The sequence below is a fragment of the Bradyrhizobium sp. USDA 4472 genome, assembly GCF_054058595.1.
This window is the reverse complement of record NZ_JBSSAM010000001.1, coordinates 1224068-1241048: the sequence shown is the minus strand read 5'-3', so window position 1 is coordinate 1241048 and position 16981 is coordinate 1224068. Positions and strand designations below refer to the sequence as shown.

Below are 16981 nucleotides of genomic sequence, written 5' to 3'. Positions count from 1 at the left end.
ATGGGGTGGCTAAGCATGGCAACGCGGAAGGAACTGACGGCGGCAGCAGGCGCGCGCTATCGGCGTTCGGATCGCGCGAAGAAGACGCGGATATTGGACGAGTTCGTCGACATCACCGGATTCCATCGCAAGCATGCGATGCGACTACTTCGAGGTCAGGAAGACGCGCGCCCAAGCCGAAGGGCGCGACGTCGAATGTATAATGAGGTAGAACACAACGCGCTCGTGCTCCTTTGGGAGGCGTCAGACCGGATCTGCGGGAAGCGGCTGAAGGCGTTAATGCCTGCGTTGATTGAGGCGATGGAACGGCATGGCCACCTCGACCTTGCCCCCGAGATCCGCGACAAACTTTTGGCAATGAGCGCTGCGACGATCGACCGCGCATTGGTGCGGGTCCGAGAAGGATTAGGTCGCAAGCGTCGGCGGCACGCGACGCACTCGTTGCGTCGCAGTGTTCCAATAAGGACGTCGGCAGATTGGAATGATCCGGCGCCTGGATTCGTCGAGGCCGACCTTGTCGCGCATAGCGGTCCATCTGCGCGCGGCAGCTTCATCCAGACCCTCGTGCTCACCGACATTGCTACCGGCTGGACGGAGTGCGCTCCTCTGATCGTGCGCGAACAGACGCTGTTGAGCACGGTCCTGACGGAATTGCGCAAACAATTGCCTTTTGCGCTGCTCGGCTTCGATACTGACAATGATACGGTGTTCATAAACGAGACGCTGAAAGCCTACTGCGAGGCGGCCAACATCGTCTTCACGCGCTGCCGGCCCTACCGAAAAAATGACCAGGCGTTCGTCGAGCAGAAGAACGGCGCCGTCGTGCGCAGGATAGTCGGCTATCGTCGGTTCGAGGGCCTGGAAGCGGCCAAGCTGCTGGCTGAACTCTATCGATCGGCGCGGCTGTTCGTGAACTTCTTCCAACCCTCGTTCAAATTGATAGCCAAGCAGCGCGAAGGTGCCCGTGTACGCAAGACATACAGCGCGCCGGCTACACCACACCAGCGCCTGGCAGCGGACGCCCGCACGCCTGACGCTGTCCGCCATCATCTCCAAGAAATCTATGCCGCTCTCGATCCAGTCGCGTTGTTGCGCGACATCCGCGACGTGCAGGAGCGCCTCGCGGCCCTCGCTGATACCCAACCAATCGGCCATCCTGCTGTGGCATCGCAACCGATCGATCGCTTCCTGGCAAGCTTGCGCACGGCCTGGAAGGACGGAGCCATGCGACCGACGGATCGGCCACTCGTGAAGACGAAAAGAGGCCGACGTCGTCCCGACCCGCTGATCCGGGCAACGCCAGATTTGCGAAAATGGTTTGACGCTGAGCCTTGGCGGACTGGCAGCGAACTGCTCTCGCGCTTGCAGATGGAATATCCTGGAGCCTATCCGAAGAAGCTTCTTCGAACCCTTCAACGTCGGCTGAAATCCTGGCGCAGCGAGCAAGCGAATGCGCTGCTGTTCGCTCCTAGCGAGAAAACGCCGCCAGGGTACGAGGTCACAACACCCCAATGACGTGCGAGGTACCAGCGGAGGAGGCCGGGCGCTCCGAAACCCCGGCCATCTCCGCACCCGGCCTCCTCCTCAACTCAGGCCAGGAGCAAAATAAATGAGGCAACCGATCGCACCCGGGAGCATCAGTACATGAGGCAATACGGCTTCCCATCCAGATTGTCGCGCTATATCGAGTTCTTGCAAAAGGTCTATGCCGAGAACGTGCTGAGCCATCAGCATGTGGCTTGGGATGTTCACACCAACGTCGATCGGTGGTGGGTCATCACCAATCCGACCAACCTGTACTCCCAAGAGCAGTTCCCGAACATGGACTTGGCCGTGACGTTTCATGTCCGGCTCTGCTTGCGCATGCCCCGCAGCCAACAGCCAAAGCTGTCAGAACTCCCGGTCGAGCCGCTTGCGGCTTGCTTTCGCCACTTGACCGAGGCGTCCGACGCCCTCGCGAACGCACAAGAGGTCAGCGACTTCCAAGCCGTCGGCGTACGCTGCCGCGAGGCATTGCTTGCGTTCACGAGCGCTGCGCAAGTGATCGTGCCTTGGGAGGGCGATGAAGGCAGCAAACCTAAGCAGGCGGACTTCAAGGCGTGGGCGGACCACATCTGTTCGACTTGCCTCGGTGGTCAGAAGCACGAGCACCGGCGCCACCTTTTCAAGACGCTGCTGGACGAGTCGTGGCGCTTTTCCAACTGGCTCACCCACGCCAAGGCTTCCACTTGGCACGACGAAGAGGCCGCGACGACCACGGTGGAACATGCTCTTGGCCTGGCGGCGTCTCTCGTGATCCGCCATCTCCGTGGCGTGCCCGACGCATGTCCCGCGTGCGGCTCGAACCGGCTATCTCCTCAACGCGGGTTTCACTCAAGCGTGCCCGATGTCGAGTGGGAACGGCCGACATGCGAGAAGTGCGGGTGGACTGGCGAGCCGGTGCCGATCCTTGGCGATCCCGATGCCTACGTTGCGGAGGACGAAGATCGTCCGCCGCCCGAGGGCGAGTGCGTTACACCCACCGTGCCGCTCCGGGAACTTCGGAAGCCGTCCGGAAGGCGTAGCGAGTAGTTTTAGTCGTGCCATGTCGCCCGCCAACCCTTGCGGTCGACACAGGCAAGCACGCGCTGTCGATCCCAGCCGATCATGTAGCGGAGGATGGGCGCCGTCCGTACCACTAGCCGGGTCCGATCGAAGACCACGGCTGCAAAGAAGTGGGGTGCGTCGATCACGATCAAGGGCGCCGGGCGCGAGCCTTGTCGAGTTCGAGCAGTTCGACCTTGAGGGCATGGTCGCGGAAGCCGAGGGACATCAGCGCATTGTGGGCATCCGTCCACGACAGCGTGCCCGCGACATAACGCTCGACGATGTTCCGATAGTAGGCGCGCCATTGCGCGAGGTATGCGGGATCGAGCCGGTTGATCGACCTGTCTCGCGCCACGCGCTGGATCAGCATGGGTCAGTCCTTATAGGGCGGCACGCCCTGCGGGGGATCTTCCGGCTGGGGCTGCTGCTGTTCGGATTGATCCGCCGGCGACTGCTCGCGTGCGGCATGGTCCGCCTGCGTCTTGTCCTTGTGCTTGTCGTCGTCGCTCGGTTTGGTCGCCATGGCTCTCTCCCTGTTAGCGGCGCCGCGTGGACATGGCGCGGATGACCGCAAGCGCGAGGTTGAGCGACATCTCCTGCCGCATCACCTCGGCAAAGTCCTTGTAGAACGGCACGTCTTACCGGATCGGCACCGAGGGCCGCAGCGAATACATCAGCTTGATGCGCCCCTTCGCCGCGCGGGATCGTGGCGATATAGATCGCCGCCACGCCGAAAGCGATCAGATACTCGCGCTCCGCACCACGCGGGATTTCAAAGTCCATTACGCGACCTTCTCGTGCATCCTAAAAAACCTTGACAAGCTCGGCGCGGAGACCTTCCGCGATGACATCGCAGCCGCGATCATGGTTCGCCCGCCATGTGTCGGCATACCGATAGCTCCCATGGAATTCGTCGCAGTGGAAACAGCGGAAGAAAAAGCCGTCCGCATCGCAGCGGATGGACAGGCACTTGTGGGTCTTCTTGCGCCGCAGATGTGAGCAAGCCGGGCACCGGATTTCGTGCGTCCCGCTGTGCGAGCGCGGATTGAATCCGATCCGGGCGAACATCCGCAGCACTTCGTCGAGGGGCAGATGCCGGGTCATGGCTGCACCACCCTCGGCGGCTCATGCTCGGGTGGGGCCCGGATGATCGCTCCGATGTACTCGCGCGGATCATGCTTGGTGGACGCCTGCTCGATCGCAGCACGCGCCAATGGGACTTTGCCGCCCTTGGCATTGAGCAATCGCGAGACGAGACCTCCGGCAGCACTGCCGAGGACTTCCTTGCCGCGTCGGAACAGTTCCGTTTCCGCGTCAGACGGCGGTGGCCGAGGCGGGCCGAGCTCACCGCCCAAATCCAGTTCGCTCGAACCCGAGCGCGCGCCGACAGGCGCGGCATGGTCCACGGTCCTAGGTCCATGGTCCACGGTCCTAGGTCCAAGGTCCGTCGATGAAGCCTCGCGAGGGCTCGGGAGTAATCGCGTGCCTTCGCTGACAACCGGCAAACGCGACGGCGTCGGGCGATCAGTTTTCTGATGTTTCAGCCAGTTATCGACCTGCAGATAGGTCGAGCCCTCAACCTCATAACGGGTGATGCAACCATGACGCTCAAGCTCGGCGAGCCAGCCATCGATCGGGCTCGGCGCATCGTCGTCGTATGGGTAGAGAAGGCTCGCGAGCATTCGCGAGGCCGCGCGAGCCCTCCCTTCGTCGTCGGCGAGGGTCCATAGCTGGATGAAAAGCAGGCGCGCGTCCCGGGACAGTTTGCCGATGGTCTCTGATTGCGGAAACTCGGGCTTGATCGTCCTGATGCGCGCCATCAGACCTCCCGGCGTTGGCACGAAAGATGGCGGTCGCGAAACCTGGCGGCGTTATGCTGCGGGTGAAGGAGGCGTCCGCGTTCATGCAATCCTCCGCTGGAACAGGGGTGAGGTTTGCAGCGCGAGCTTCGGGTCGAACACCGAGGCTTGATAGTGCCAGAGCGCAAACGCAGGCTGCCCTCGAACAGAAGATCAGGGAGATCTGCCATGTTCGTATCCGCTACGGCTATCGCCGTGTTCACGTCTTGCTCCGCCGCGAAGGCTGGCGTCACGGCCAGAACAAGACCCGACGCATCTATCGTGAATTGGGCCCGCAATTGCGCAACAAAACGCCCAAGCGCCAGGTCAAGGCCAAGCTGCGCGACGACAGCCGGCCAGCGACGCGGGTCAACGAGACCTGGGCGATGGATTTTGTCCACGATCAGCTGGCGACGGGGCATAAGCTGCGCGTGCTCACGATCGTCGATATCTTCTCCCGCTTCTCACCGGTGCTGCAGCCACAGTTCAGCTTCCGCGGCAGCCACGTCGTGGCGATCCTGGAAAGGGCCTGCAAGGAAGTGGGATTCCCGGCGACGATCCGAGTCGATCAAGGCAGCGAGTTCGTGAACTTGACCTATGGGCCTACCAACGCGGTGTCACGCTGGACTTCTCCAGGCCCGGCAAGCCAACCGACAACGCGTTCATCGAGGCCTTCAACGGCCGCTTCCGGGTCGAATGTCTCAACGCCCACTGGTTCCTGTCCCTTGCGGACGCCCAGGAAAAGTGGAGACTTGGCCAGATACTATAACGAAGAACGGCGCCTACGGCGCGATCGGCAATCGACCGCCGATTTTGCTGCACAACCACGTCGGCGCAACCAGCCCGCCAATGTGACAGAGGCGCAAAACTCTAGTTCTGGGTTGTCCAAAGTTCGGTCTCGCTACAGCAAAAAAGAGGCTCTAGCCGCTGCTGGATGAAAACTCAGTGGCAGGCAGGTACCTAACGGAGCCTGCCGGGCTAAAACTCCGCCGCTAGCATGCTCACATTGTGTGTCGTCTGAAGTCAGTCCGTGGACCTAACCTACCAAGAGAGGTAACTATCCCATATTGGAGATCGTGTTACCCTCTGAGGATCGGAGGGAATTGAGCCGCCGAACCAATTACAACCTATGGTCAGAAATGAGAGATCCAATGGCAGCGAGCATAGCCGAAGACGAGAAACGCCGTACACAACAAGTGCCGCAAGCGGCCCAAGCATCGGCCGCTGGGCCAGGTGGCGCGACCGAGCACACTAGAGAGTCGACGGCCGCCACGCGCGCTTCATTCGTCTTTCCAGAATGGCAGAAGTCGATCGAAGCAACGACAAGTTTCTTCACGGCGATTTTGCAGGACGGATTGAGATTGACTGCTTCCTCTTTGCACGATCACGCCAATTTTCTAAAAGGCGTTGCCGAGGTCAAAAGTGCCTCCGATTTGCTGAAAAGCTATCTAGACTTGGCGGAGCGATCCTGGTCGAGGTCCTTTAGTGAAGGATCGAAGCTGTTGGATAATCTCAAGATACAACAAAATCAGCGGTGAGCAGTCGAATCGATCTATAAATGACATAAGTGACGAGCTTGGGCGGTTGCCTAATACTTGCCCAAGATCGACTGATCGGCCGGTCTGATTGCGATGCGAGCAGCAAGCCCGGCCAAGTATTATGTCCACACTTTGCATTAGCCGCGATCGCAGCAGCGAACCGCATCGCTGAGTGCCGGCGTGCCGCAGTCCAGGCGCACCTTGAAGCCGCGAGCTAAAGCCCACTGGCAGCAGGATTCTATGCCAGGAGCGCGTCGGTTTCTGTCTTGGACAAGCCGTGAGTACACGGAGCGTCGTGGTGATCATGCGAATGATCGACGTTGTGCTGGGCGACGATCGCATCGCGGAAATAGTAGGCGATCCAGACGGCTGAGATTGGCCAGGCCGCGGCTTTCACGACCTCAACTAACAGCTTTAGGTATTCCACAATCTTATCTCTCTACGGCAGCGGCGTTGGACCGCCGAAGTTGAAGTGAGTTTCGACTGCGTCAGATCTTCTGGCCGACTTTATCGACCAGCGCGGAATCTCTACTCCGCCTGGACTTGTCGGCAGGACTTCGCCAGAGGCGACGTTCACGCCAAAACGCTTCTTTACGACGAACAACGTGCAGAAATATGCCGCAGGTTGAGATAGTCAGAGAGCCGCGACCGTCCTCATGCTCCGATGCAAAATGTAGCCCGGCCAGCGATACCTCGGGTGCGAGAAAGGCATCGGGCAGCTCCACCAAGCTCGCACCTCTTAGACCGTGGATGGATTCGCGACCTTTTGCTCGCTTCCATCACGCGAACGCGACCCTCGATCGCGGTGAAGTTGTGGAACAAGCCAACGATTGTGACAAGTGCGAATCCAATCAAAGGATTCCGCCTCAGCCAACTCCATGCACGTCAGGTTCAGTGCCTTGGCCTTGGTGCGGGCCGTGCTCGTAAAACCGTTGGCGGCAACTACGATTCCGTGGTGAATTCCAGTCTTTTCGCACTTTTTGGCGAAGGCCTCGCTCTGAGGAACTCCTACCTTTCGCCCTTGCTCCCTGCTCTCAATGGTGGTCAGATTCGGCCCGTGATGGGCACGACGGATAATCACCACGTCATGTCACGAAGCCGACCGGTGTCCTTGTCAACCTTAAAGAGGAAGCGACGGTAACTCCGTCCTGGTGCGCGAACATGCGCTCCAAGATGGCGACGAGATTATGGAATCGCTGACCAGGTCGTTCAAGAGAGACGATTTCTTTCGCGGCGTAGATCGTACCCCTCAAATTACAGAAGTTTCTCGAAATTACGGCCGCTTTGCCGGAAGTGGCGCAACTGGTACTGGGCTTGGCGCGACGCCTGCGGCGGGGCTCGAAGGTGGGGGCGTTGCATCGTATAAGGTGTGCACGCCGGCGACAACGAGAGCGATGACCAACACCGCATACACAACAAGCAGGACGCCGCGGGTCTCACGATAGTTTTTCATCGCTTGTTCGATCGGCGTTTCCGCGATTTCTTCCCGCTCGCGAACCGAGATGTAGCTATAAAGGCTCTGCATCCAGCTCCGCCGGGAAGAAGCCTGGCATTCGAAAAACGCCCCATTGATCCGCCACTGTAACGCGAATGACAAACCGACGAATATTGCGGCAGCAAAATAGAACAGGGAAGAGATGAGAGGACCAGGCGTCTTGGCCGCGTCACCCACGATCTTCAATATGAAAGGCGCCGCCGAGACGGCCAAGTCGCGCCAGAGTGTCGCCGCAAGATCCTGCGCTCGTTGTGCGACCTTTTGTGTTTCATCAACAACCGTTTTGCGGAGATCGGCCAGCGCCTTCAGAGTCTCGCGGCTCGACGATTGGACGTGAGCTTCATAGGCTGCCTTAGCCGCCTCGAGCGCTTGGTCCAATGTCGTGACAAGATCCTGCTGAGGACGGCTCGCCCGAGCCAACTCGCCGGAAAAGAGCAGGTGGCGTGCCTCGACATCCGTCCCCGCCTAACAATCTGCGCGCAGCCACCGTTTCCCATGATTGATACCCTGGCGATGAAGCTGCCGGTGCGGCCACCAGCATCCAGGGATTGAGATCGGTGACGACCTCACGATCCGGAACAAAGTCGCGTACATAGCGAGTGGGGTCGATGCGACCAAGCAGGGATTCCGGAGGCGGAACCGGCTGCGCCAAATCCCATGAAGCGACTTCCAGTCCTCGCGCGCGAAATGCCTGTGTGGAATTGAAATCGACGATCGCGAGACGGGGCAGGACAGACCGTTGCGTCAAATAATGTGGAATACTCGATTGGAAAATAAAGAAGGCGCAAGCTGGGGCGGCTGGCTTTCCAAGCGTGATCACGACCTCGCGTGTCGCATCGAAGACATCCGCCGTGACGAGATCGCCACCCAAGGCCGGATTATAAACTTGCAATGATGAGAACGGCGATGGGACTTCGTCGGCGAAGGCGAGCCAGGCCACCTGCGCACCGGCGGACGGCAGCCGCCCTCGCAACACAAGGGCGTCAACACGTTCGTCCGCCGAGGTGCCGTTCGCGACTAGCTCACGAACGCGTTCGAGCAGATGTGTTGAGCTCGAAGTCATCGAGTGTGATCTTGTCCTTGATGATGATCTCGCCCCTGTCGGGATTCACCGAAATTACGGACGGCGTCAAACCGACGGGGAAGGTAAGTTTGACCCCGCTTGCCGTCTCGACGCGGCGGTTTCTGGGCGCCTGAATCGCGTTCTTTTGGAGGACGAACGATTCTCCTGCCATTCCTTCACGTTTCAGCCTTGCCTTGAAGTCGGTCACGACCGGGCTGTCGTCGGGCAGCGGTCCGAAAATGCTTTTCAGCCAATTTTGAGCGCTTTCGCCGTCGACTGAACCACCTGACTGGCTGGCATCGAATAGGCGTTGCGCCAGATTTTTCATGGTGCCCTGCGGAAGGATGTCTTTGTGCTTGTAGGCAATGTTGCGCGTGACATCGACGATTGCCTTGGTCAGTTCCTCCTCCGTTCGCTGGCGCCGCACCAGCAAGAATCGCTCAAAATAAGCCGCAGGCCGCTGCGGATTCTGACGATCGACAACGCAGATTTCGTCGCCGTCTTTGCGCAGCTTGATGAGCGCGGCTTTCTGCAAAGCGTTGCGATTTTGAACAAAGGTCCGCTCGATTTCGCCGAAGGTCGGCCGGGGCTTTCCCGAACGTCCGCGGCTGATATCGTAGTCGTAGGTAAGAACCTTCTCGTCCTCGAATTTCAAAAGGGCAAACAGCCGGCCGCTCGAGCAGGATAGCGAGAAGATCAGGAAGGCGCCGACAGCCGTGCTGTCGTGAGCTTCATTGAACGCCGTTGCGAGCTTCTCGCTTTCCTCCTGGAAAGTTGCTTTATCCCGGCCGATCCGTGCGAGTTGCGCCCGCACCGGTGAGTCCGCCATGAATTCGTATCGATTTCCACTGTTGACCGATCCGGCACGGCCCAGGAAAAAGGGCGCGTGTTGGCCGGCATCGAAAGCCGTGAGCAGCTGCAAGTGTTCCTCTCCGGGGCCGACGATATGAAATACGCTCTGGTCAATGCGCAGGCTTTCGAACTCCTGCTCAGTAAGGGAGGCCATAAATCACCCTAGAACAAATGGAGAACGTTGGCAATCTGCGATTCTCTTCCAATTATGTCGCATCCCGTTAAGAATCCTGCACTTTTGTCAGAAATTCTACTTTTAATTGTGACAACGATGCAATTAGCGTATTGCGCGGTCGAGCGCGGCGGCTCTTCGATTTGTTGAGGGTCTTCACTCGCCCAAGTCCGATGCCGCAATTCGGGTGACGTGAATATTTTTCGTAAAATTTAGCTTGCGGGAAGCTTTTTCATGGTGTGAGATCTAATTTCGGCCGGAAGGCGAGATGGCAAACGAAATTCACGGCCGAGAACGTTTTTCATGGATTGAGCCAATGCCGCTACAATTTTCAGGCCCTGTGAGCGTTTTTCATGATCGAAGGCTGCCAGAGTCCGCGACCCCCGCCGGCTACGCAGCACTAATTGACGCCTACCGGCTGTCCGTCCCGATACCACGCTTGCTTTCCGCCACCGGCACAAAGCACCGCATCCTCGAGCAAAGTGGATGGCGCATCTACACGCCACGTCATGCGCCGGACGTCAGCCTCGAGGGACATCTCACCTTCGCACTCAAGAACGAAGGACTAGACCTTGCCATCCTGAAGCGACTCTTCCTCACCGTGAAGGAGGACGAGATTGCAGACCTTGTGAAGCAGAAGCCGACCGGACTCTACACGCGCCGCATCTGGTTTCTCTATGAATGGTTGTTGGGGCGTGAGCTTAATCTGCCCACAGCAGACAAGGTCTCCTATGTCGACGCCGTCGATACCGAACTCCAGTATGCGAGTTCTGGGCAGAATTCGGTACGGCATCGCGTCCGTAATAATCTGCCAGGCACATCGGACTTCTGCCCGCTCGTTTTCAAGACCCAAGTGCTGACGGAATTTGTTGCACAGGACCTCAAGGAGCGCGCCCGCGTCGTGGTGAGCCAGGTCCCGAAGGATCTGCTCGCGCGAACCGCCGCCTTCCTTCTCCTCAAGGACTCGAAGTCGAGTTACGTCATCGAAGGAGAAAGACCGCCACAGGATCGCATCCAGCGGTGGGGCAAGGTCATCGGCGAAGCAGGACGGGCGCCGCTCGACGAGGCGGAGTTTCTGCGCCTGCAGCGGATCGTCATCGGTGATGAGCGCTTCGTAAAGCTCGGCTTCCGCAACGAAGGTGGCTTTGTCGGCGAGCATGACCGCGAGACGCAAAGACCCATTCCGGATCATATCAGCGCACGCCACGAAGATATTGCCCCCCTCGTGCGCGGATTGATCGCCTTCGATCAGGCGGCGGAAAATGAGCTTGATCCTGTCATCGCCGCCGCCGTGCTGGCTTTCGGATTTGTCTACGTTCACCCATTCGAGGATGGCAATGGCCGCATTCACCGATACCTGATGCACCATGTTCTGGGACGGCGCGGCTTCAATCCTGCCGGCATCCATTTTCCGGTTTCGGCAGCCATTCTCGACAAGATCGGCGAATACAAGGACGTGTTGGAAAGCTATTCGAGTAGATTGCTTACGTGCATAGAATGGGAGCCGACTCCGCAAGGCAACGTCAAGGTCCTGAACGATACCGCTGACTTTTACCGCTTCTTCGATGCAACGCCGCATGCGGAGTTCCTGTACGAATGCGTGCAGAGGACCATCGAACAGGATCTTCCGAGGGAAACCCGGTTCTTACGGAGTTTCGATACGTTCCGGGCGGGCGTCGAAAACATGGTCGATATGCCGGAGCGGACCCTCAACAACCTCCTTGGATTCTTGCAGCAGAATGAAGGGCGGCTTTCAAAGCGCGCTCGTGAAAATGAATTCTCCCAGCTGATGCCAGACGAAGTCACGAAGATCGAGGGCCTCTATCTCGAGGCCTTCTCGGACGAGCCTGGAACGGAGAGCTGACCGTCTGCCCGCTATGAAAATATGACCAGGGTCGTCTGGGGCGTGCGCTTGATATTAGGAGGCCATCTTCGATTTCTTCTTTTTCGATATCCCGCCAGATCCTCCGGAGTTTCCCAATAGGAGACTATACGCCCGCGTGTCGCGGGTGGATTCATTGAGCACGCGCCCGCATCGCCGCGTATCCTTCGAATTTGATTGCATCGATGCCGATTATGTCGACGCGAGCGGACCAGAGCTCCTGAACGGCTTTCGTGCTGGACAGACCAAGCCGTTTGCACTCCTGCGTGTGGTGACGACGCCGGCTCGGTTTGATCGCTTTGCGGGCGCAACGCCAGAGCCAGGCGATTGGTTTCATCTCGAGCTCAGGCCCAAGGGCCATGGTCTGCCGGCATGGCATGCTCAACTCGAGGGTAATGGTTATTCGATGCATGCCCGGGGAGTTCTGATGTTCGCGCGGCTGCTCAACACTCCCGGCGAGGCGCCACCGCACCCCTTAAGGCCCCAACCCCTAGGTGCCGCAGCGGCCCCGCGGCTGGTATTGCCGGAGCCGCTCGCTACGGCCTGTGCGGCACTTCCGCCCCCGGCGACGCCCGCCGAAGTCTCAGCCATCCTCAAAGACCTGCCACAAGCGACATCCATCCGGGTCAGGGATGTTGGCCAGGCAAATTTCATTTCTCTGTGCGACGATGGCGGTAATGCAATTCTGCACTTCGATGTCGGATTTCCGATCTCTTTCAATCGCCACACTTTTCCATCCAGATTCGTTGTCGATCGAGCCGAGAAGCTTCCGATCGTGCTCTCGCATTGGGATTGGGATCATCTCCATGGCGCGCTCCTTCTCCCGCATCTGCTCGGCTGCCGCTGGATTGTCCCGGACCAGCGGCTGGGACCTGGTGCCGCGCGCCTGGCACATATACTGGACCAGAGGGGTAATCTGGTCGTACGCCCTGCCAACGCAAGGATCCGTTTTCCTTTTGGCGAATTGGTAAGAAGCGGCGGCCGCCCCTCCGATCTCAACGACAGCGGATTGACCATCCTTGCGACCCTCACGAGCGGACGATCAGCTTTGCTGACCGGCGACGCAGACTATTCGCACCTCAAGCATGCCAATGCCAAGCAGGTAGATCACTTAGTCGCAACTCATCATGGCGCGCGCTTTAATGCAGGCGCGCCGTTGGTGCCAAAGCCAAATAGCGGGCAGGGCCAACTGGTGATTTCGTGTGGATATCGCAACGTCTATGGGCATCCGCACCCGGATGGGCTATCCAAGCATGCAAGGTCAGGTTGGACGACCTATGTCACCACCGCCGGGCGAAGAGGTGTCGCCAGTCGAGGCGACCGCATCGTGAATTGACGGTAAAGCGCCGAGGTCTTCTGGCTTCCTTGTGCTCGAACTCGGCGCGCGGATTGCGGATCTCGAAGGAGCGCGACACAGTTTTGTCGTTCCGGGCGGACAGGCAGCCATCGTCCTCGCCTATCTCGGGTTCTGCACCGCTGGATCGCATGTCCTCATGCCCGATAGCGCCTATGGGCCGAACAAGGAATTGGGAGCCTGGCTTCTAAAGGGCTTAGGCATCTCCGTCGAGGCCTACCCGCCAATGATCGGCGCCGGTTTGGCTCGTCTGATCCGCGCGGAGACTCGTCTTATCTGGTGCGAGAGCCCAGGCTGCATCGCAATGGAAGTCCAAGACGTGCCGGCCATCGTTGCAGCGGCTCATGCTCGCGGCGTACCGGTAGCGCTCGACAACACTTACGCAGCGGGAGTTCTATTCGACGCATTTGCGGCCGGCGTCGATGTGTCAATCCAAGCGCTGACCAAGTATGTCGGCGGCCATAGCGACCTGCTGCTAGGCACGGTCTCGGTTCGAGACGATGCTGCCTACGAACGAAGAGGTCCAGTGCACCGATTGCTCGGGCTTGCAGTTTCCCTCGACCATTGTGCTCTGGCGTTGCGCGGCCTGGAAACGCTGGCCGTGCGGCTCGACGCCCTCCAGCGCTCTACCCTCGCGGTCGCCACCTGGCTGAAGGAACAGTCCGAGGTCGCGCGCGTTCTGCATCCGTCACTTCCGGACTGCCCCGGACACGAGATCTGGATGCGTCAATTTACCGGCTCGGCGAGCGTCTTCTCGATTGTGCTCGCAGAAACGTGGGATGCCGCACGTGTCGCGCGGTTCGTCGACGCACTCCGACTCTTTCGTATCGGCCACAGTTGGGGCGGGACGACCAGTTTGGTCATGACCTATCCCGCAGCCGGGTCGAATGCGCGGTCCTATGGAGCCCGATTGGTGCGGCTGAATATCGGGTTTGGAGGCGACGGCCGATTTGATCGGCGATCTCAAGCAGGTACTCGCGGCAGGCTAAGATATCGGCAAAGTCGCCCCGCAGCAGTCCTCAATGGGCGTAATATTCAGCACGACCGCGCCGACAGTGCCCGAACCAGTGAACGATGTCTGGTTCATCGCGTGCTAACGGGCGCTGCCCTCTCAGCAATGTCGCAACGACGTTTACTTCGCTGATCTGCTTTCCGATTCATCTCGTTGTTCGCATACAGGAGGCTGTCTTGTACGCTGCAATGCTCCGCCTCGAGGTGCCTATCCCTTCCGAATCTAAATTGGTCGCCGCCGCAATCGCACAAGACCGTTCTACCGCAGACAGCCGACACCGCTGCCCCAATTTGCGTTTGCTTCAGGGGACAGCAGACCTCTAGACGACAGTCGTTTGATCAGAAGTGCCGCATTGCATCCCGCGGACCTGCTGGAGCAATCTGCTGAATTGCAGCTCACTATTTTCTTAACTTTAGATTGCGCTTACCAAAGAAGTGCCTTAGGAAATCAATTTGCGACCGTCAAAGCAGCTTTCCTTTGGCGACATATCACAGATTGATTTTTGAGATAGTTCATTGCCAGCCGTTGCTGTGCGGAAGAGGAGCCGAGCCATGCGCGTTCTCGCCGTCTTATCCTTCGTCCTCATGGGGGTTAGTCAGTCCCGCCCACGCGTGGTGGGATATGGGTCACATGGAAGTTGCCGCAATCGCTTACGGACGGCTCGATGACACGTTGCGGCCAAAGGTCGATACCCTCGTCAAGCAGCATCCGGCCTATCCGCTGTGGATCAAGGGCCTTGAGGGCCTGCCGGACAGCGACAAAGCTCAGGCGGCTTTCGTGCATGCCGCCACTTGGGCCGACGACATAAAGGGAATCCTGTCCTGCAAAGTGTCGCACGCACCAGGCTGCTATGACTACGACAAGGTCACGGACGGCACCGCCGCACAGAACGTTGGTACATCCGATCACATCGTTCATGACTACTGGCATTACTACGATATCCCGTTCTCGCCTGACGGCGAACAGACCGATCCTGCACCGGCGGTTAATGCGCTCACCCAGATCCACCTGCTCAAAGCGGCCCTTTCGGACCACAACAGCACGGACGATCTGAAGCGCTACGATCTCGTGTGGTTGCTGCACCTTGTTGGGGATGCCCACCAGCCGCTGCATGCCGTCTCGCGGTTCACACATCAGCTCAAGGGGGATCAAGGCGGCAATCTCGAGCTGGTCAACGTCGGAGGCGTGCAAGCTTCGAAGCTTCATTTCGTCTGGGACGGTATCCTAGGTGATCGCGGCACCGCCGCCGCAGCTATCGGCGCGGCTTCTCTTCTCCCTGCCGCAGACCCGACCCTGGCAAAGATTGACGACCCGGAAATTTGGTTCAAGGAATCGGCCGCGCTGGCGCAGCAATACGCCTACGGGACGGCGGTTGGTCCGGACAAGGGGCCTTATGATCTTGACGCGGCATACCTCTCGAAAGCGAAGTCCGTCGCGGAAGCCCAAGTCGCACTAGCTGGGCAGAGGCTCGCCAATCTGATCAACGCGGCGCTAAAGTAGTGGCTGGGAGGCAGGGATGACACCGACCTTCCAGTTCGAGCCGTTCCCGAAGTCCCTCCGCATCCATCTGCCAAGTGAACCCATAGACCCTCGATGGGTATAACCAGCTCTACAAGGCACAAAGGAAGCCGGCTCCGCTCCTTGAAGCTGCCTGTTGGAGCCACGGCCGCAGAAAGTTCTTCGACCTGGAGAAATCTGGAGAGGCGCCGATTGCCAGCGAAGCCGTGCGACGCATCGATATCTTGTTTGAGATCGACCGCACTATCAACGGCAAAACGCCGGAATAACGGCTTGCGGTACGTCGTGATAAGTCGAGGCCGATCGTCGCCGATCTCGAAATCTGGATGCGCCAGCAGAGAACGCTGCTCTCCTCGGCAACGATACTGCAAAGGCTATTAACTACCTGCTCAACCGCTGGGCTTCGTTTATTCGCTTCCTGGACGACGGCCGCATCTGCCTCTTGAACAGCGCTGCCGAACGGGCGTTACGCGGTGTGGCTGTCGGAAGATGAAATTGGACCTTCGCCGGTTCAGATGCAGGCGGCAATCGTGCCGCCGCCGTCTATACCCTGATCGAGACCTGCAAGATGAAGGACGTTGATCCGCAAAGCCTGGCTCACTGACGTGCTGGCCAGGCTTCCCGATCATCCCGCTAACAGAGTCGCCGACCTGCTCCCGTGGAATTGGAAGGCGACCCGACAGTCCAAAGCGGCTGCCGCCTAAGCCTCACTGCGCCTGTCCTCGGTGCTGGCCGAATGCGTGCTCTCCAGGCGCACCAGTGGCAGACGGATCTCTCCGGCGCGAACCTTCTCGATGAATTTCGTCGGAGCTAGGTGCGTGAAGAAATCCGAGCAAACGGATTCGACCGGTATGACGGCGCGACCGTTGCATTGGGCCATCAGGAGAAAGGTCGCCTGCATCGGGTGTTCCATCTTTGACAGGGGCGTGCCGATCAGAACGGTATGTCATGATCCATCTCGTTCGATGCATGGCGGTGAGCTGTGGGCCTTTTCTCCGGCACTCATGGTCGAGGCGGAGCGATTGACTTAAGCTGTTCCGCGGGAATAAGCCTTTTGCGGGCCCTTTCATCGGCGTTCTTTGCCTCGCCAACGATCTTAAAGATGCTCACAACCAGCCTTTGAGCGGCTTCCCCGGTGGTCCAGAGTCGCCCAGGTGCGCTAACCAAAGCGATGGCAACGATTTGTTACGGTCATCAAACTGAGCCGTCTCTTTTCTAATTCGGCTTCGAATGCAGCTAACGGCCAAATAAGCTGAGCGATTCGCATGAAGGTGACGAGGCGATCGGGCGCATTGCTGCCGGTGCCAGCACTTGGATGACCTCAAGGCTGTCTTTGGGACTGCTGCTGCGAGCTTCGATGACTCGTTGTAATGTTGAGGCGCCGACAGGGCCCTGTTGCGGCGACCACCGGCTTGAACACTATCGGTCTGGCGGTGGTTACGGAAAAAAGTCTTTCGTTCGTACAAGCTGTGTCGCCGGGTGGCCAGCCCGCCCTCGATCGGTTGGTGGTGCCGGCTCAGGGGCTGAGAAATCGGACAATTACGCTAATCACAAGCCATAACGAGCCTGTGGGCGCGTTGATTGCGGGTGCCATGCAGACGATGGCAGGTCTAGTCCAAGATCAGGTAGGTGCCAAAGTGCACGCGCCGTCCTAGCGTCCTGCCGTTCCTC

Annotated in this window: 17 protein-coding genes and 2 pseudogenes; 9 read left to right on the top strand and 10 right to left on the bottom strand. The window is 59.0% G+C overall.

The window, feature by feature from the left end; translation table 11 throughout:
• Positions 1-1515, top strand: a complete 1515-nt coding sequence (locus ACVWZ4_RS05590; RefSeq protein ID WP_456701585.1) for an ISNCY family transposase — start codon at positions 1-3, stop codon at positions 1513-1515.
• A gap of 129 nt (positions 1516-1644) precedes the next feature.
• On the top strand, positions 1645-2571 hold the full coding sequence (locus tag ACVWZ4_RS05585; protein ID WP_456701586.1) for a hypothetical protein: 927 nt from the start codon (positions 1645-1647) through the stop codon (positions 2569-2571).
• A gap of 163 nt (positions 2572-2734) precedes the next feature.
• Here ACVWZ4_RS05585 and ACVWZ4_RS05580 read toward each other — a convergent pair whose 3' ends face one another.
• The 4 genes from ACVWZ4_RS05580 to ACVWZ4_RS05565 form a co-directional block, all read right to left on the bottom strand.
• Positions 2735-2956, bottom strand: coding sequence for a hypothetical protein (locus ACVWZ4_RS05580; protein ID WP_456701587.1), 222 nt, complete (start codon positions 2954-2956; stop codon positions 2735-2737).
• Between the two features lie 3 nt (positions 2957-2959).
• Entirely contained in the window at positions 2960-3109 is a 150-nt protein-coding gene (locus tag ACVWZ4_RS05575) for a hypothetical protein (RefSeq protein ID WP_456701588.1), read from the bottom strand.
• Positions 3110-3390: 281 nt separating this feature from the next.
• Complete coding sequence (locus ACVWZ4_RS05570; RefSeq protein WP_456701589.1) at positions 3391-3690, bottom strand: hypothetical protein; 300 nt, start codon at positions 3688-3690, stop codon at positions 3391-3393.
• Positions 3687-4406: a hypothetical protein gene (locus tag ACVWZ4_RS05565; RefSeq protein ID WP_456701590.1), complete on the bottom strand. Its 720-nt coding sequence runs from the start codon at positions 4404-4406 to the stop codon at positions 3687-3689. Before ACVWZ4_RS05565 ends, ACVWZ4_RS05570 begins: the two co-directional genes overlap by 4 nt.
• Before the next feature lie 155 nt (positions 4407-4561).
• Between ACVWZ4_RS05565 and ACVWZ4_RS05560 the strand changes: the two are divergent.
• Positions 4562-5279, top strand: a pseudogene (locus ACVWZ4_RS05560) (IS3 family transposase); the annotation flags it as partial.
• A gap of 296 nt (positions 5280-5575) precedes the next feature.
• Positions 5576-5962: a hypothetical protein gene (locus tag ACVWZ4_RS05555; protein WP_456701591.1), complete on the top strand. Its 387-nt coding sequence runs from the start codon at positions 5576-5578 to the stop codon at positions 5960-5962.
• A gap of 488 nt (positions 5963-6450) precedes the next feature.
• On the opposite strand, the gene ACVWZ4_RS05550 is transcribed toward ACVWZ4_RS05555, so the two are convergent.
• The 5 genes from ACVWZ4_RS05550 to ACVWZ4_RS05530 all read right to left on the bottom strand — a co-directional run bounded on the left by ACVWZ4_RS05550 (position 6451) and on the right by ACVWZ4_RS05530 (position 9526).
• Entirely contained in the window at positions 6451-6690 is a 240-nt protein-coding gene (locus ACVWZ4_RS05550; RefSeq protein ID WP_456701592.1) for a hypothetical protein, read from the bottom strand.
• Positions 6691-6701: 11 nt separating this feature from the next.
• Positions 6702-7043: a restriction endonuclease gene (locus tag ACVWZ4_RS05545; protein WP_456790499.1), complete on the bottom strand. Its 342-nt coding sequence runs from the start codon at positions 7041-7043 to the stop codon at positions 6702-6704.
• A 192-nt stretch (positions 7044-7235) separates the two neighbouring features.
• The gene (locus ACVWZ4_RS05540; protein ID WP_456701594.1) at positions 7236-7835 is read right to left on the bottom strand and encodes a hypothetical protein; all 600 of its coding nucleotides are present in this window, start codon (positions 7833-7835) and stop codon (positions 7236-7238) included.
• Entirely contained in the window at positions 7810-8520 is a 711-nt protein-coding gene (locus ACVWZ4_RS05535; protein ID WP_456701595.1) for a hypothetical protein, read from the bottom strand. The genes ACVWZ4_RS05540 and ACVWZ4_RS05535 overlap by 26 nt, the downstream gene beginning before the upstream one ends.
• Positions 8480-9526, bottom strand: coding sequence for a nucleoid-associated protein (locus ACVWZ4_RS05530; protein WP_456701596.1), 1047 nt, complete (start codon positions 9524-9526; stop codon positions 8480-8482). The genes ACVWZ4_RS05535 and ACVWZ4_RS05530 overlap by 41 nt, the downstream gene beginning before the upstream one ends.
• Before the next feature lie 334 nt (positions 9527-9860).
• Between ACVWZ4_RS05530 and ACVWZ4_RS05525 the strand changes: the two genes are divergently transcribed.
• The 5 genes and pseudogenes from ACVWZ4_RS05525 to tnpC all read left to right on the top strand — a co-directional run.
• Positions 9861-11408 carry a Fic family protein gene (locus tag ACVWZ4_RS05525; RefSeq protein ID WP_456705166.1) on the top strand — a complete coding sequence of 516 codons (1548 nt, stop codon included), beginning with the start codon at positions 9861-9863 and terminating at the stop codon, positions 11406-11408.
• 154 nt (positions 11409-11562) lie between these two features.
• Positions 11563-12762, top strand: coding sequence for a metallo-hydrolase/oxidoreductase (locus ACVWZ4_RS05520; RefSeq protein ID WP_456701597.1), 1200 nt, complete (start codon positions 11563-11565; stop codon positions 12760-12762).
• 31 nt (positions 12763-12793) lie between these two features.
• On the top strand, positions 12794-13924 hold the full coding sequence (locus ACVWZ4_RS05515) for a PLP-dependent transferase (RefSeq protein ID WP_456701598.1): 1131 nt from the start codon (positions 12794-12796) through the stop codon (positions 13922-13924).
• Positions 13925-14413: 489 nt separating this feature from the next.
• Positions 14414-15292 carry a S1/P1 nuclease gene (locus ACVWZ4_RS05510; protein ID WP_456701599.1) on the top strand — a complete coding sequence of 293 codons (879 nt, stop codon included), beginning with the start codon at positions 14414-14416 and terminating at the stop codon, positions 15290-15292.
• Between the two features lie 95 nt (positions 15293-15387).
• A pseudogene (tnpC, locus tag ACVWZ4_RS05505) lies at positions 15388-16014 on the top strand (IS66 family transposase); the annotation flags it as partial.
• Here tnpC and ACVWZ4_RS05500 read toward each other — a convergent pair.
• Positions 16011-16211 carry a pyocin activator PrtN family protein gene (locus ACVWZ4_RS05500; protein WP_456701600.1) on the bottom strand — a complete coding sequence of 67 codons (201 nt, stop codon included), beginning with the start codon at positions 16209-16211 and terminating at the stop codon, positions 16011-16013. The pseudogene tnpC and the gene ACVWZ4_RS05500 overlap by 4 nt on opposite strands.
• Between the last annotated feature and the right edge of the window lie 770 nt (positions 16212-16981).

Excerpts from the sequence above, each read along its gene's own strand:
- ACVWZ4_RS05590 (WP_456701585.1), top strand. The coding sequence starts at position 1 with ATGGGGTGGCTAAGCATGGCAACGCGGAAGGAACTGACGGCGGCAGCA.
- ACVWZ4_RS05585 (WP_456701586.1), top strand. The coding sequence starts at position 1,645 with ATGAGGCAATACGGCTTCCCATCCAGATTGTCGCGCTATATCGAGTTC.
- ACVWZ4_RS05580 (WP_456701587.1), bottom strand. The coding sequence starts at position 2,956 with ATGCTGATCCAGCGCGTGGCGCGAGACAGGTCGATCAACCGGCTCGAT.
- ACVWZ4_RS05575 (WP_456701588.1), bottom strand. The coding sequence starts at position 3,109 with ATGGCGACCAAACCGAGCGACGACGACAAGCACAAGGACAAGACGCAG.
- ACVWZ4_RS05570 (WP_456701589.1), bottom strand. The coding sequence starts at position 3,690 with ATGACCCGGCATCTGCCCCTCGACGAAGTGCTGCGGATGTTCGCCCGG.
- ACVWZ4_RS05565 (WP_456701590.1), bottom strand. The coding sequence starts at position 4,406 with ATGGCGCGCATCAGGACGATCAAGCCCGAGTTTCCGCAATCAGAGACC.
- ACVWZ4_RS05555 (WP_456701591.1), top strand. The coding sequence starts at position 5,576 with ATGGCAGCGAGCATAGCCGAAGACGAGAAACGCCGTACACAACAAGTG.
- ACVWZ4_RS05535 (WP_456701595.1), bottom strand. The coding sequence starts at position 8,520 with ATGACTTCGAGCTCAACACATCTGCTCGAACGCGTTCGTGAGCTAGTC.
- ACVWZ4_RS05530 (WP_456701596.1), bottom strand. The coding sequence starts at position 9,526 with ATGGCCTCCCTTACTGAGCAGGAGTTCGAAAGCCTGCGCATTGACCAG.
- ACVWZ4_RS05525 (WP_456705166.1), top strand. The coding sequence starts at position 9,861 with ATGCCGCTACAATTTTCAGGCCCTGTGAGCGTTTTTCATGATCGAAGG.
- ACVWZ4_RS05510 (WP_456701599.1), top strand. The coding sequence starts at position 14,414 with ATGGGTCACATGGAAGTTGCCGCAATCGCTTACGGACGGCTCGATGAC.
- ACVWZ4_RS05500 (WP_456701600.1), bottom strand. The coding sequence starts at position 16,211 with ATGCAGGCGACCTTTCTCCTGATGGCCCAATGCAACGGTCGCGCCGTC.